13 protein-coding genes and 1 riboswitch are annotated in these 13,215 nt (G+C 53.9%); of the genes, 3 read left to right on the plus strand and 10 right to left on the minus strand.

Annotated features, from left to right (window positions below; all coding sequences use genetic code 11):
• Positions 1-20 precede the first annotated feature (20 nt).
• From HGKM_RS06815 to HGKM_RS06825, 3 genes are read right to left on the minus strand one after another with little or no spacing between them, the layout of a single operon-like run.
• Positions 21-1,202 (minus strand): ABC transporter permease, encoded by a 1,182-nt coding sequence (locus tag HGKM_RS06815; protein ID WP_019134589.1) that lies wholly within the window; start codon positions 1,200-1,202, stop codon positions 21-23.
• Positions 1,189-2,352, minus strand: coding sequence for an ABC transporter permease (locus HGKM_RS06820; protein ID WP_019134590.1), 1,164 nt, complete (start codon positions 2,350-2,352; stop codon positions 1,189-1,191). The genes HGKM_RS06815 and HGKM_RS06820 overlap by 14 nt, the downstream gene beginning before the upstream one ends.
• Positions 2,345-3,319 (minus strand): ABC transporter ATP-binding protein, encoded by a 975-nt coding sequence (locus HGKM_RS06825; RefSeq protein ID WP_019134591.1) that lies wholly within the window; start codon positions 3,317-3,319, stop codon positions 2,345-2,347. Before HGKM_RS06825 ends, HGKM_RS06820 begins: the two co-directional genes overlap by 8 nt.
• A gap of 166 nt (positions 3,320-3,485) precedes the next feature.
• Here HGKM_RS06825 and HGKM_RS08365 point away from each other — a divergent pair, with 166 nt between their 5' ends.
• Both HGKM_RS08365 and HGKM_RS06835 read left to right on the plus strand, forming a co-directional pair.
• Entirely contained in the window at positions 3,486-4,580 is a 1,095-nt protein-coding gene (locus tag HGKM_RS08365) for a sensor histidine kinase (RefSeq protein WP_019134592.1), read from the plus strand.
• Positions 4,577-5,224 (plus strand): response regulator, encoded by a 648-nt coding sequence (locus tag HGKM_RS06835; protein WP_019134593.1) that lies wholly within the window; start codon positions 4,577-4,579, stop codon positions 5,222-5,224. Before HGKM_RS08365 ends, HGKM_RS06835 begins: the two co-directional genes overlap by 4 nt.
• Before the next feature lie 49 nt (positions 5,225-5,273).
• On the opposite strand, the gene HGKM_RS06840 is transcribed toward HGKM_RS06835, so the two are convergent.
• The 7 genes from HGKM_RS06840 to ribD form a co-directional block, all read right to left on the minus strand.
• Positions 5,274-5,522, minus strand: coding sequence for a GlsB/YeaQ/YmgE family stress response membrane protein (locus tag HGKM_RS06840; RefSeq protein WP_019134594.1), 249 nt, complete (start codon positions 5,520-5,522; stop codon positions 5,274-5,276).
• 188 nt (positions 5,523-5,710) lie between these two features.
• Positions 5,711-6,952 carry a YkvI family membrane protein gene (locus HGKM_RS06845; RefSeq protein WP_019134595.1) on the minus strand — a complete coding sequence of 414 codons (1,242 nt, stop codon included), beginning with the start codon at positions 6,950-6,952 and terminating at the stop codon, positions 5,711-5,713.
• A gap of 27 nt (positions 6,953-6,979) precedes the next feature.
• Positions 6,980-8,053, minus strand: a complete 1,074-nt coding sequence (mnmA, locus tag HGKM_RS06850; RefSeq protein ID WP_034579859.1) for a tRNA 2-thiouridine(34) synthase MnmA — start codon at positions 8,051-8,053, stop codon at positions 6,980-6,982.
• Between the two features lie 49 nt (positions 8,054-8,102).
• Positions 8,103-8,570 carry a 6,7-dimethyl-8-ribityllumazine synthase gene (gene ribH / locus HGKM_RS06855; protein WP_019134597.1) on the minus strand — a complete coding sequence of 156 codons (468 nt, stop codon included), beginning with the start codon at positions 8,568-8,570 and terminating at the stop codon, positions 8,103-8,105.
• Positions 8,571-8,662: 92 nt separating this feature from the next.
• The gene (locus tag HGKM_RS06860) at positions 8,663-9,898 is read right to left on the minus strand and encodes a bifunctional 3,4-dihydroxy-2-butanone-4-phosphate synthase/GTP cyclohydrolase II (protein WP_051010911.1); all 1,236 of its coding nucleotides are present in this window, start codon (positions 9,896-9,898) and stop codon (positions 8,663-8,665) included.
• An 85-nt stretch (positions 9,899-9,983) separates the two neighbouring features.
• Entirely contained in the window at positions 9,984-10,640 is a 657-nt protein-coding gene (locus HGKM_RS06865; RefSeq protein WP_019134599.1) for a riboflavin synthase, read from the minus strand.
• Positions 10,625-11,719, minus strand: a complete 1,095-nt coding sequence (gene ribD / locus HGKM_RS06870) for a bifunctional diaminohydroxyphosphoribosylaminopyrimidine deaminase/5-amino-6-(5-phosphoribosylamino)uracil reductase RibD (RefSeq protein WP_034579942.1) — start codon at positions 11,717-11,719, stop codon at positions 10,625-10,627. The genes HGKM_RS06865 and ribD overlap by 16 nt, the downstream gene beginning before the upstream one ends.
• 161 nt (positions 11,720-11,880) lie before the next feature.
• A riboswitch (FMN riboswitch) is annotated at positions 11,881-11,994 on the minus strand.
• A gap of 583 nt (positions 11,995-12,577) precedes the next feature.
• Between ribD and HGKM_RS06875 the strand changes: the two genes are divergently transcribed.
• Positions 12,578-13,159: a PepSY domain-containing protein gene (locus HGKM_RS06875; protein WP_154645942.1), complete on the plus strand. Its 582-nt coding sequence runs from the start codon at positions 12,578-12,580 to the stop codon at positions 13,157-13,159.
• Positions 13,160-13,215 lie beyond the last annotated feature (56 nt).

Consider the following 13,215-nt stretch of genomic DNA (forward strand, 5'->3'; position numbering starts at 1 on the left):
TTTGGAAATCCATTTCTTCCCTATTTTTGGGGGCGGAGGCGGTAGCGGCGGAGGATCAGGGTGAGGACAAAATAAGCCGCCATCATGAGGACCATGACCAGGATCGATCGCTCAAAGGAAGCAACCTGGTCCGGGCCGAAGCGGGTAGACTGGACCGAATCAGAAATGGCTTCAATGTTCCAATAGGTTGGAAAAATGGAGGACATGGCGTGGAGCCTGGTATCCACAAAGGACCGGTCGATGAAGACTCCGGAAGCGAAGGCAACCAGGAGGGTGAAGATGGTCTGAAAGAACTTGAAGGACCTCTTTTGGAAGAGGAGGTAGATACAGAAGAGGGAGAGGCTGGTGGCGGACAGCATATGGACAAAGGAGGATAGGAGGGCCCAGCGAATCTGGGGACGTCCATAGAGGTCGACGGATCCCTCGATTACGGTCAGGGAAACCAGGAGGATTAGCCAGAGAATCGACATGAGGAGGAAAGAAGCCAGGAGGAGCTCGCCTAAGGTCCGGACTTCCGAATATCCCGACATTTGTATCCTTCTTCGGACCGTGTCCTTTTCAATCTCCATGATGGCAATGCCCAAAAAGGACAGGGCCATGGACAGGATCCCATAGTCCATGAAGCCCAGGGGGCCCATAAAGGCCACCGCCTTGGCATCGTTGCGACCCTCTTCGTCAAGGATCTTGCCCAGGGGTTTGGAATCGGCAATTTTCAAGGTCTGACGGATGGCATAGTCTTCCCCATCGGCATCCAGAGGGTCCTTTTGAGTGGCTTGAAACACCCTAATTAAAGAAAGGTATTGTTCCGCCTGGGCCTGGACCAGGACCTGGTTTTTCTCATAAAGGTTGCCCACCACTTCAAGGGAAGGCTGGTCCCCTTTGTAGAAGCGGTCTGAAAATCCCTTGGGGATGATGAGGCCCAGGTCAAATTCATAGTTATAAGCCCCGTCGACCATCTCCTGACGGGTCAGGGTCTTATCGATGACGGTGTCCTTCATCCGGTAAAGGTCGACCAGTCCTTTGGAAAGCGGGGTTTGGTCCTGGTCGTCAATGACAATTTTCGCCTGGGTATATTCCACCACCTTGTCCTGCTTGGTCACCTTGGTGGTCAAAAATACCAGGGAAAGGAAGAGGACAAAATAGAGGAAAAAGACCCCTTTATTGCGGGAGACGATTTTGAAAAAGAGCTTAAAGATTTTCATATTTTTTCCTCCTCACAAAGACCAGGGTTAAGAGAAAGAGGACCAGGCAGACCAGGGAAAGGCGGCTGATGGTGGCCAGATAGCGGTCGGTCGGCCCTTCCAACTTGAGAATATAGAGCCCTCGGGAGACGATGCCGATGGGGTTGACCGACTGGATCACGGAGAGAATGGGATTTTTTTGCACGATAGGGATGATCCCCTCCCCCATCATGCCGGAGAGAAAGCCGAAGAAAAGGGGGAGGCCGATGCCCAGGGCGTTGCTCAGCTTCTGATTTTTCCCCAGAAGACTTCCGGCTACCGTCCCAAAGAGGATGGCGGCCGCCGTTCCCAGCCATAGGAGGATGAGGTTTTCGATATGGTGGCCTCCATAATCAAGACCCAAAAATTGCGAGTAATAATAAGCGACGGTGGTGATGATCATTTGAAAAAAGATCAAGGGAACCAGGTCCGTGAGAAAAAGGATCCATTTGGACTTAGGACCGGCCAAGCGGCGGAGGGCCAGCTGGGTCTGGTTGGCCTCAACCTGGGAAGCTACCTGCAATCCCACATGGATGGGGAAAAAGGAGAGATAGGCCAGGGCGGCGAAGAAGTATTGGTAGAAGGCTTCCACTCCCTTTTGTTGGGAAATGACCTTAACCCCTTGGAATGCCTGATCCTCTTTCATCCCTTGGGCCATGGACCTATCCGGCATGGCCAAGTGACCATCCCGAATGCCTTCAGATATAGCTTCTTCCAAAGCGGGGATGGCGTTCATCTGTTGGACCACCTCCCTAACCACGGTTGCGGGATAGGGATTGGAGTAACCCAGGAGAAAGTCCCACTTCCGCATTCCCTTTTCTTCCACGGGGTAGACCAGGGCCTTAATCTCATCCTCCCGCAAGGCATCCTTTAGGACCTTTAAGTCCTTATCTGTTTTCTTAACCTCAACAAAGTCAATGCTTTCAAAGACGTCGGCGACTTTTTGGTCCGCCTCTTCCTGGACCACGATGCCCAGTTCAATGGTGGGAAAACGGGTGGAATCCTTACTGGCCAGGTTGCCCAAGGCAAAATAAAAGATGGTGAAGTAGGCCAGGGGGAAGATGATTGACCAGATAATATAGTCCTTACTTCGCAGGAAAGTTTTCACACTGTAGGACATCATTCTAAGCATGGTTACGAAGCTCCTTTCCGGTGATTTCCAGGAAGACATCGTTGAGGGAAGGACGGCGGGAAGTGACGGAAAGCGGGTTGATCCCTTCCTCCTCCATCCGGTGGATCAGGCTCATGAGCCGGTCGGATCCGGCCTTCATCTTTAGGCTGAGTTTGCCTTCATGGAAAGATGACGTGAGGACCTCGGGATCCTGGCTAACCTCATCAACAAAGCCTTGGGGCAAATCGAAAGAGACGACTTCGATGGTCTCCCCGATCGAGGACATGGCTAAAACGTCATCGATGGTTCCCTGGGCAATGACCTGGCCGTGGTCCAGTATGGCCAGGCGATCGCAGAGGAATTCCACCTCCTCCATGTAGTGGGTGGTATAGACCACGGTCACCCCCCGGCGGTTGAGCTCCTTAATCCCTTCCAGGATCTGGTTTCTGGACTGAGGGTCAACGGCCACGGTCGGCTCATCCAAAAAGATGAGCTTGGGCTGGTGGGCGATCCCGCAGGCCAGGTTGAGCCGACGCTTGAGCCCGCCGGAAAGCTGGGCCGGACGGAATTTCCGGAAATCCTCCAGGTGGACAAAGGCGATGGCGGCATCCACCAATTCCCGCCTCTTCTTGGCATCGGAAATATAGAGGCCACAGAAAAGGTCGATGTTTTCAAAAACCGTCAGCTCCTCATAGAGGGCGATCTCCTGGGGGACCAGGCCGATGTCCTTTTTGATCGCTAAGGCATCCGGATGCATGGGCTGGCCAAAAATCCGGATCTTCCCGTGGTCGTAGGAGAGAAGCGACAAGACGGAATGGATGAGGGTGGACTTGCCGGACCCGTTGGGTCCCAGGAGTCCAAAGATCTCCCCCTCTTGGATGGTTAAAGACAGGTGGTTGATGGCCACCAGCTCCTTGTAGCGTTTGACCAAATCCTCAATTTCAATGGCCTTAGTTGATTCTTCGGGATGGTTAACGGCTTCCTTCATCCTTGCCCCCTTTATGCTCATAATTTGTTGACGGTGGATTCATGGTCATTATATCGAGGCTCCACACCCCCTGCCCAGTTCAAAAGGTCACAAAAGGGTGTGACAAATGTCAGGTCTTTTCGTAAAATACTGGTGTAGGGTCTTGAGAAGAAAGAGAGAAGAAGCCATGAAGAAAAGCTTATTTGCCTGGTTAATCGTTATGTTTTTATCCCTTAGCTCTTCTTTTCTCCTCTCTTCCACACCCCCTTCCATGGCCTTTCTTTATGGTCTGACCCTGGCCTCCGGCCTCCTTTTTTATGCCGGTCAATGGCTTTCTCTCCCCTCCCCGGCCCCCCACCTGGCCTATCTTGCCCTTCTTGGCCTGGCCGTCCCCTTTCCTTCCTGCCTGGCCCTCCTCCCCTCCCTCCCCTTCCTGGTCCCCCTAGGAAAACTTCCCCTGATCTTCTTTGCCCTGGGCTTCTTCTTCCACCTGGCCCACCCCCTTGCCTACCTCTATTGGTTCCTCCTCACCCTCACCGCCCACTATCTTCACCGGGAGGCCGTGGAAAGTCAGGAAAGGAAGGATCGGCTCCTGGCCATGGTGGATGACTACGAAGGCCGGATCCGCCGACTCCAGACTGCCTACCTGGAAAGCCAAACCCGGTCCCTGGTCAACAAGCGTAATGCCGTCCTTGAGGAGCGGAACCGGATCGCCCGAGAAATCCATGATTCGGTGGGGCACCAGCTTACCGGGACCATCCTCCAATTGGCGGCTCTGGAGGCAACAATGGATGACCCCTCCTCCCTCGCCGGAGTCCGCAAGCAGGTGGAAGGGGCCCTGGACCAGGTCCGGCGGTCGGTCCATGCCATGCGGGACCAATCTCTCTCCATCGAAAGCCAACTCCAGAAACTGGCGGAAAACTACACCTTCTGTCCCGTCCACCTGGATATAAAAATCCAGGACCAGCCCGGCCCCTCCCTCCACTATTTCATCCTTCTTTCGGCCAGCGAAGCCCTTCAAAACACGGCCAAGCACTCCCGGGCCAGTCGATTTGACCTGAATCTCAAGCAATACAACGACCAATACCTCCTCCTTCTCTGGGATAACGGAAGGCGGGAGGGTGAAAAAGAAAAAGAGCCCGGCAATTCCGGTATGGGCCTTTTGTCCATGAAGGAAGGGGTTCTTTCTCTTGGTGGCAGCATGAAAATCAACCAGGAGAACGGCTTCCACATCTTCATCCAGGTCCCCCGGGAAGAGTCCCCGGGAAAGGAGATCCTATGATTCGTATTGTGATTGTTGATGACGACCCCATCGTCTGCCAAAGCCTATCCCTCATTGCAGAATCCCAATCAAAGAAGGAAGGTCTCCCTATCCGGGTTGTGGCCCAGGGAAGGGACGGGAAGGAGGCAATCGGCCTCTATGAGGCCCACCGACCGGACCTCCTCCTCATGGACATCCGGATGAAGGATATGGACGGGCTGGAAGCCTGCCGGCTCATCCGAGAAAAAGACCCCGAGGCCAAGGTCCTCTTCCTGACCACCTTCCTGGATGATGATTACATCATCCAAGCCCTCCGCTTGGGTGCCAGGGGCTACCTGGTTAAGTCGGATGTCCGGGGCCTCCTTCCTGCCATTTATGCGATTCAAGAGGGCTCCCGGGTTTTCGGGGATGCCATTGCCGAAAAAATCCCCGACCTGATCAACCATGTTCCTAACCGCCTTGAGCAAAGGCCTTTTTTTCACGACCTGACTGAAAAAGAGTGGGAATTGGTGGAAATGGTTGCCCAGGGAAAAAATAACAAAGAAATGGCTCAAGCCCTTTTTCTTTCGGAGGGAACCATAAGAAATTACCTCTCCATTATCTTGGAGAAATTAGACCTTCGTGACCGAACCCAGTTGGCTGTTGCTTATTATAAAGAACAATAAAAAAAGCCGGCAACCCAAAGAGGGATGCCGGCTTTTCTACCGGTTCGATTTACTTGCGGATGGCCTTGTAGATGAAAAGGCAAACACAAGAACCGACGAGGGCAACGAGGAAGGACCAGATGGAGAATCCCTGAACTCCGGTCTTACCGATAGCAGACATAATCCAACCACCGACTACACCACCGAGGATACCGACGAGAATGTTGGCCATCCCGCCCATTTCAGCATCCATGCCCATAATCTTTGAGCCGATCCAACCGGCTAAAGCACCAATAATAATCCAAGATAAAAGTCCCATACTTACCTCCAAATCTTTTTTCACCCTTGAGGAAAAATCCTCAAATTCCAAATCGATTCAACAATCAATAAATAATAACCCTTACAAAAGTTCCTTCTCTTTTGTAAGCTTTATTATTATACCCAAGCAATTCACTCTTAATAGATTTTTTTCAAAATGCCCGGGTAAAAAAAAAGAGGACCGGGAGATTATTCCTCCCGGTCCTCTTCTTTTTCTTCTTCAACCAAATCCCGGACTGTCTCTCGGACTTCCCGGTCATCCAGGTTGGATTTTCGGATAAGAAAGTTGAGAATTCGATATTCTCGACGGTTTAAGGATTGGTTGTCATCGAAGTGCTTTTTACTCAGGTCCATGATGAGGGACCGTCGTCCCGTCTCCACCCGGATGGTCCCCCGATGGGACATCCAGGCCCAAACCACTACGCCGATGAGGAGCAGGCCGATATAGCCCAGCATGGGATACATGTAGGCGATGAGGGTCTTGAAGCCCACAAAGGAGAGGGCAAAGCCGACAAGGACCAGGCCGATCAGGACCAGGGAAAACCTCCGGGGCCGGTCACCGGAGAAACGGCGGGCAAGGGCGTAGTAGAGGCCCATGGCGGTGTTGAAGATCATGGCATAGATGACCAGGGACATCAGAAAGCCCAGGATGGGTGAGATTTCTTCCACCAGTTTCAACATGGGGATATCGGATCCCATGACCTGATCCAGGCGTACATACAAAACCATGGCAATGACAATCCCGATCAGGCCGACAATCAGACCACCAACCAGACCTCCCCGGCCGGCTTCCTTGAGATGGAAGGCATTTCCGCCCAGGACAATGGCCATAGAAGCTCCGGTAATGAAGCACATGGAAAAGTAGTTGATGACCGAAACCCAGATGTTGGGCAGGGTGGTGGGTAGGCTCCTGGCCAGGGCCTCATTGGCAAAAAAATCCCCTTCTAAATGGAGGAAAGTATGGATGGCCGCCAGGCCGATAAAGCCGATAACGAGGATGGTGAAAGAGCCGATGATGGCTTGGACCTTGTCGAAGTCCAGGTGGCCCACCAGGATGACCAGGCCCGCACATAGGGCCGAGCCCAGCCAAACCGGTAGGCCGAATTGCTGGTTGAGATTGGCTCCTGCCCCGGCAATCATGACGAAGCCGATGACAAAGCAGGTGAGGACCAGGGCCAGGTCAAGGAAGCGGTTGATCCAGGGATGGGTGATCTCCTGGAGAACCTCATCGTGCTCCGAAGCCTGAAAGTAGGACCCCAGCTGGAGGATCATGGCTCCGAGAAAGGTGTGCAAGAAGCCGACCACGATGATGCCGACGAGGCCGGCCTTTCCGAAGGCCGTAAAATATTGGAGGAGTTCCTGGCCGGAAGCCAGGCCCGCTCCGGTTAAAACGCCCACATAGGCGAAAGCAATAGATAAACTCCTAGTCATGAAAACTCCTGACGTTCGAGGGACAATTTACTGAATGATGGTTCCCCCACCGAGGACGTAGTCCCCGTCATAAAAGACGGCGGCCTGGCCGGGGGTGACGGCCCGCTGGGGCCGGTCAAAATCCAGGGTCACGGCTCCGTCTTCCAGGGGGATAACCCGGCAGGCCTCCTCCTGCTGGCGGTAGCGGAGTTTGGCCTTGCAGGTGAAGGGAATTGAGGGGGCCTTTCCGCTGATCCAGTGGACCCCTTCCACCAGAACCCGGCTGGAAAAGAGGTCCTCCCGGTGACCCAGGATGACCCGGTTGTTCAGGGGGTCAATGGAGAGGACATAGAGGGGTTTGGCCGAAGCGATGCCTAGACCCCGCCTTTGGCCGATGGTGTAGTGGATGATCCCCTTGTGGCGGCCCAGGACCTCTCCTTCCTTGGTCACGAAATCCCCTTCGGGATAGGTCCGTCCGGTCCGCTCTTCGATGACCCGGGCGTAATCCCCATCGGGGACGAAGCAGATATCCATGGAATCCGGCTTATCCGCATTGATAAAGCCGGCTCGATCGGCGATGACCCGGGTTTGGCTTTTGGACATCCCGCCCAAGGGAAAGAGGGTGTGGGCCAGCTGGTCCTGGGTCAGGTTATAAAGGACGTAGGACTGGTCCTTAGAGGGATCCGCTGCCTTCTTAAGGAAGAAGGCCCCTTCCCTTTCCTCCACCTGGGCATAGTGGCCCGTGACCAGGTAGTAGAGGCCCAGGTCCCGGGCCTTTTGGTGGAGGCGGTCGAACTTCATGAACTTGTTGCATCGGACACAGGGGTTGGGGGTCCGACCCGCCTCATAGGCTTCGATAAAGGGGTCAATGATCTTTTCTTCAAAATCATCCATGAAGTTAAAGACATGATAAGGGATGCCCAGCTTGTCGGCGATGGCCTCCGCATCCTCAATATCCTTAGGCGAGGAGCAGAGATGGACCTTGGAAAAGGTCAGCTCCCCCTGGTTGTGGAGGCGCATGGTCCCCCCCACGCAGTCATAGCCTTGTTCTTTCATTAAATAGGCCGCGACCGAGGAGTCCACCCCCCCGGACATGGCGATCAGTGCTGATTGTTGATTCATGACATTCTCTTTTCCAACAGAAGCGGGCTTGGTCTGGGTGGAAATCTTTTTATCCTTCCAGGTTACCCAGGAGGGAGACCATCTCCATGGCGGACATGGCAGCGTCGTAGCCCTTGTTCCCGGCCTTGGTCCCGGCTCTTTCAATAGCTTGCTCAATGTTCTCTGTGGTCACGACACCAAAAGCGACAGGGATCTCCGTTTGGAGTCCCACCTGGGCCACACCCTTGGCGACTTCGTTGCAGACGTAGTCATAGTGGGAGGTGGCTCCCCGGATCACGGCGCCCAGACAGATGACCGCATCATACTTACCCGATTTAGCCATCTTCTTGGCAGCCAGAGGAATTTCAAAAGCTCCGGGCACCCAGGCCATATCAATATCTTCTTCGTTCACGTCATGGCGTTGGAGGGCATCAACTGCCCCCGACAGTAGCTTGGAGGTGATAAATTCATTAAAACGGGCAACCACAATACCAAACTTTTTTCCTTTGACAACATAGGATCCTTCATACACTCTCATCTTTTTTCTCCTTGGCCCTCGGCCGGTTCATGATCTGACTCCATGGATCCCGGCCTGTCCGGCCGGAGTCCTATTCTCTCCCATTACTATCTTTATAAGTCCAGGATATGTCCCATCCTGTCTCTTTTTGTCTCCAAATAGAACTTATCCGTCTCATTGGCATGGATTTGGATGGGGACCCGCTCCTCAATTTCCAGGCCATATTCCTCCAGCTGGTAGACCTTGTCGGGGTTGTTGGTCATGAGGCGGAGGGTCTTGCAACCCAGGTCATGAAGGATCTGGGCCCCGATGTAGTACTCACGGGCATCGGCCGGGAAGCCCAGGGCCAGGTTGGCATCGTAGGTGTCCATCCCTTCATCCTGGAGGGCATAGGCCTTGAGCTTGTTGAGCAGGCCGATCCCCCGCCCTTCCTGGCGCATGTAAAGGACAACCCCCCGACCTTCCTTGCTGACCATTTCCATGGCGTGGGCCAGCTGGTCCCCGCAGTCGCACCGCATGGACCCGAAAGCATCCCCGGTCAGGCATTCGGAGTGGACCCGGCAGAGGACATCCTTGCCGTCCCCGATCTCCCCCTTGACCAGGGCCACGTGGTGTTCCCCGTTCAGGAGGTTCCGGTAGCCCAGGGCCCGGAAGTCCCCGTGCTTGGTAGGGAGGGTGGCGTCGGCGATGCATTCAACAAAGGATTCATTCCGCTTCCGGTATTCCTGGATCTCCTTGATGGAAATGACCGTCAAGCCATGATCCTCAGCGAAATCCACCAACTCCCGGGTCCGCATCATGGTCCCGTCTTCCCGCATGATTTCGCAGCAAAGACCCACTTCCTTGAGACCGGCCATCCGGAGGAGGTCAACCGTGGCTTCGGTGTGGCCATCCCGCTCCATGACTCCGTGAGGCTTGGAGAGGAGGGGGAACATATGGCCCGGCCGACGGAAGTCCTGGGGCTTGGACTCGGGATCGGCTACCTTCCTGGCCGTATAGGCCCGCTCTTCCGCCGAGATCCCGGTCGTCGTATCCACATGGTCAATGGAAACGGTGAAAGCCGTCTCATGGTTATCCGTGTTATCGGTGACCATCTGGGGAAGGAGGAGGCGGTTGACGTATTCCTTGGACATGGGCATACAGATCAGACCCTTGGCATAGGAAGCCATGAAGTTCATATTCTCCGTGGTGCAGGATTCTGCTGCGCAGACCAAATCTCCCTCATTCTCCCGGTCGGGATCATCGATGACCAGGATGATCTTTCCTTCCCGCAAATCCTTCAAGGCCTCATCCACCTTGGTCAGGCTCTTCTTCACATCTTTAATCGGCTCCTCATCGAAGCGGTTCATATCAACATCGACATGGTGATCAACCATTTCATTCCCTCTCTTTCACTCTTCTTTCAGCCTTGGTCCGGGGACCGGCCGCCTTTTCCTAAAATCCGTTCCGCAAAAGGAATTCCCGGGTCAGGTTTGATCCCCCCTCCCCGCCTCCTTCTCCTGCGGCTTTTGATAAAAATTTTTCCACATACTTGGCTACCATATCGCACTCCAGGTTGACCGGGTCCCCCTTCTTCTTGTATTGGAGGTTGGTTTCCTTGAGGCTGTGGGGGATCAGGGAGACCTGGAAGCGGTCCGCCCCTACCGTGGCCACCGTCAAGGATACCCCGTCAATGGCGATCGATCCCTTTTCTACAATATAGCGGAGGATGTCCGGCCCGGTTCCGATGGTGACCCAAAGGGCATTGTCGTCTTCCTCCAAGGCCATAATTTCCCCCGTCCCGTCGATGTGTCCGGAGACCATGTGGCCTCCAAAGCGTCCATTGGCTACCATGGCCCGCTCCAAGTTAACCGGAGATCCCACCTTGAGGCTTTGGAAGGCCGTTCGGTTGAGGGTCTCATGCATGACATCGGCCCGGAATGAACTGGATGAAAAGCCGGTAACGGTCAGGCAGATCCCGTTGGTAGCAATGGAATCCCCCACCTGAACGTCCTCCAGGACCTTCTTGGCCGCGATCTCCAGCTCCGCCGAGGCCCGGCCCCGGCGGATGGCCTTGATCCGGCCGATTTCTTCGATTATTCCGGTGAACATGACAACCTGCTTTCTATAACCAGGTCCGGTCCCATTTGTTGGACCTCATGGAATTCCAGGGGAAGGGCTTGGGCGATTTTCTCCAGGCCCAATCCCCCGACCGGGGTCTTGGCCTCCCTCCCTCCCAGGAGCTTGGGAGCAACAATGGTGTAGACCTTTTGGACAAGGGCGGGTTTATCCAGGAAGGAGGCGTGGACCTCCGACCCTCCTTCCACCAGGAGGGAGTCGATTCCCTCTTTTCCTAACCGGTCCAGGAGGTCCCCCAGAGGGATCCGGCCTTCCTCTTCGGGGAAAGCCAGGACCCGGACCCCTGCCTTTTCCAAAGCTTCCTTCTTGTCCGGAGGAGCTCCTTCCAGGCAGGCCAGGATGGTGGGAACCTCTTTGGCCGTCTTGATCAATTGGGATTCCATGGAGATCCGGAGGTCCGAATCCAGGATGACCCGTACCGGGCTCCTCCCCCCTTCCAGGCGGCAGGTCAGAAGGGGATCATCGACCAGGACCGTCCCAATGCCTACCAAAATCCCCCGGTAACGGTGGCGGAGGCCATGAACCCAGCGGTTGGCCTCTATGGAGGAAATCCCCCGGGAGTCCCCCGTCCGGCTGGCAATCTTCCCGTCCAGGGTCATGGCGTATTTCAGGGCGACGTAGGGACGCCCGGATTGGATGTAGTGGAAGAAGATCTCGTTGAGGCCGTCACACTCTTCCTTGAGGAAGCCCCGATGGACCTCCACCCCCGCCTCTTCCAGGATCCGGAAGCCCTTGCCGGCCACCTTGGGGTTGGGGTCATCCGACCCGCAGACCAGGCGAGCGATCCCGGCTTCCATGAGGGCTTCCGTGCAAGGGGGCTGGCTTCCCGTATGGCAGCAGGGCTCCAGGGTGACGTAGATGGTCGCCCCCCGGGGGTCCTCCCCCCTCTCCCGGCAGTCCTTGAGGGCCTCCCTTTCCGCATGGAGGTCCCTATGGCGGTGGTGGTAGCCCTCGCCAATCACCCGGCCCTCCTTGACCAGGACGGCCCCCACCAGGGGGTTGGGCGAGACCCAGCCCACTCCCTTTTGGGCCAATTCGATGGCCCGCTTCATATACTTTTCTTCCAAGGGTCCTCCTTTCAATAAAAAACGCCCGAGAATCCTCTCGGGCGTCATCGTTGCTTTTTGCATGGCGACTTTTGCATGGCGAGGCTTATGCCTCTCATGGGGCCCCATAAAAAAACGGAATCCGAAGATTCCAGAGCAGGGGGCATCCCCATCTTCTTCCATCCAGACTGTACTGTCGGCTTCGGAATTTCACCGAATCGGCCTCTCGGCTCGCGGGCTCTACCGCCGGTGGGGACTTCCACCCCGCCCTGAAGAATATTGGATTTGTATCATGTATAGTCTAGTCTTTTCCTCAGAGATTGTCAATGTTTGTTGGGATGGTGGTCGTCGTGTTGGTTGGGCATATTTGGACCAACCAACACGATGTTTTGCGGGAGATTTATGGGAAGAATAGTGGTGGTTGGGCGTTTTTGGACAAATCAACACTATGTTTTGGGGGTGATTTGGGGGGAAGAATAGTGGTGGTTGGCCGTTTCTGAGCAAATCAACACTATGTTTTTGGAGAGATATGGGAGAAGAATAGTGGTGGTTGGCCGTTTTTGGGCAAATCAACACTATCTTTTGTGGAAGATTTGGGAGAAGAATAGTGGTGGTTGGCCGTTTTTTGACCAATCAACACTATGTTTTTGAGGGAAGAATAGTGTTGATTGGCCATTTTTAGGCATATCAACACTATTGCCTATAAAAAGATCTAGTGGTGGTTTGTCCATTTTGGGGGAACCAACACGAACAACAAGACAAAATAATCGTATTGACTCATAAAATCGTATAATCCATAATCGTGTACTAATATCTAAACTTGGGTAGGTATAGCAAGAATCATAAATAAGAAAGGATGATTGAATGAAGAAATTAATTGTATTGTTCGCCCTGGCCCTAGGATTGGTAGGCTGCCAGAAGCCAGCTGATACTCCCAACCCAGCGGAGGCGAGTACCCAGGCAGAAAGTCAGACAGAAAGCCAGATGGAAAGCCAGGCAGAAAGCCAGACAGACGATGATATGATCAGCTTAGCTGATGCCGTAAAGGTATTTACAGACAAGTACCCCGGCGCAAGCATCGAGGATATCAGCTTTGAAAAGGAAATGAAAAGCGCCCAATATAAAATTGAAGGCTTTGATGAGACCCATGAGTATGATTTAAGCATTTCCGCTAAGGATGGATCGATTGTCAAGGAAGAGGACGAAAAAGACCGCACTTCAGAAAATAAGGCGATCGATTTATCTTTACTATCAAAAGTTGACGAGCTCATTGAAAATGCCATTCAAGACGCAGGCCAAGAGTATTCCTTGGATTCCTATTCGGTTGATTTTGAGGAAAGCGGATCCTACAATCAACTGGATATCGAGGTGAAAACCAAGGACGGTAAAGACATCGAATATGAATACAATTTGGAAACCAGTGAATTGGTAAAAAAAGATAGCTAGCAATCTTCCCCCAGAAATGGGGGACGTTTTTTTTGCAAATATTGAAATACGGATTC

Source organism: Kallipyga massiliensis ph2 (assembly GCF_000311985.1).
Taxonomy (GTDB): Bacteria; Bacillota; Clostridia; order Tissierellales; family Peptoniphilaceae; genus Kallipyga; species Kallipyga massiliensis.

What these genes read in the sequence shown, in the direction of transcription:
- HGKM_RS06815 (WP_019134589.1), bottom strand. Translation starts at nt 1,202, where the DNA reads ATGAAAATCTTTAAGCTCTTTTTCAAAATCGTCTCCCGCAATAAAGGG.
- HGKM_RS06820 (WP_019134590.1), bottom strand. Translation starts at nt 2,352, where the DNA reads ATGCTTAGAATGATGTCCTACAGTGTGAAAACTTTCCTGCGAAGTAAG.
- HGKM_RS06825 (WP_019134591.1), bottom strand. Translation starts at nt 3,319, where the DNA reads ATGAAGGAAGCCGTTAACCATCCCGAAGAATCAACTAAGGCCATTGAA.
- HGKM_RS08365 (WP_019134592.1), top strand. Translation starts at nt 3,486, where the DNA reads ATGAAGAAAAGCTTATTTGCCTGGTTAATCGTTATGTTTTTATCCCTT.
- HGKM_RS06835 (WP_019134593.1), top strand. Translation starts at nt 4,577, where the DNA reads ATGATTCGTATTGTGATTGTTGATGACGACCCCATCGTCTGCCAAAGC.
- HGKM_RS06840 (WP_019134594.1), bottom strand. Translation starts at nt 5,522, where the DNA reads ATGGGACTTTTATCTTGGATTATTATTGGTGCTTTAGCCGGTTGGATC.
- HGKM_RS06845 (WP_019134595.1), bottom strand. Translation starts at nt 6,952, where the DNA reads ATGACTAGGAGTTTATCTATTGCTTTCGCCTATGTGGGCGTTTTAACC.
- mnmA (WP_034579859.1), bottom strand. Translation starts at nt 8,053, where the DNA reads ATGAATCAACAATCAGCACTGATCGCCATGTCCGGGGGGGTGGACTCC.
- ribH (WP_019134597.1), bottom strand. Translation starts at nt 8,570, where the DNA reads ATGAGAGTGTATGAAGGATCCTATGTTGTCAAAGGAAAAAAGTTTGGT.
- HGKM_RS06860 (WP_051010911.1), bottom strand. Translation starts at nt 9,898, where the DNA reads ATGAACCGCTTCGATGAGGAGCCGATTAAAGATGTGAAGAAGAGCCTG.
- HGKM_RS06865 (WP_019134599.1), bottom strand. Translation starts at nt 10,640, where the DNA reads ATGTTCACCGGAATAATCGAAGAAATCGGCCGGATCAAGGCCATCCGC.
- ribD (WP_034579942.1), bottom strand. Translation starts at nt 11,719, where the DNA reads ATGAAGCGGGCCATCGAATTGGCCCAAAAGGGAGTGGGCTGGGTCTCG.
- HGKM_RS06875 (WP_154645942.1), top strand. Translation starts at nt 12,578, where the DNA reads ATGAAGAAATTAATTGTATTGTTCGCCCTGGCCCTAGGATTGGTAGGC.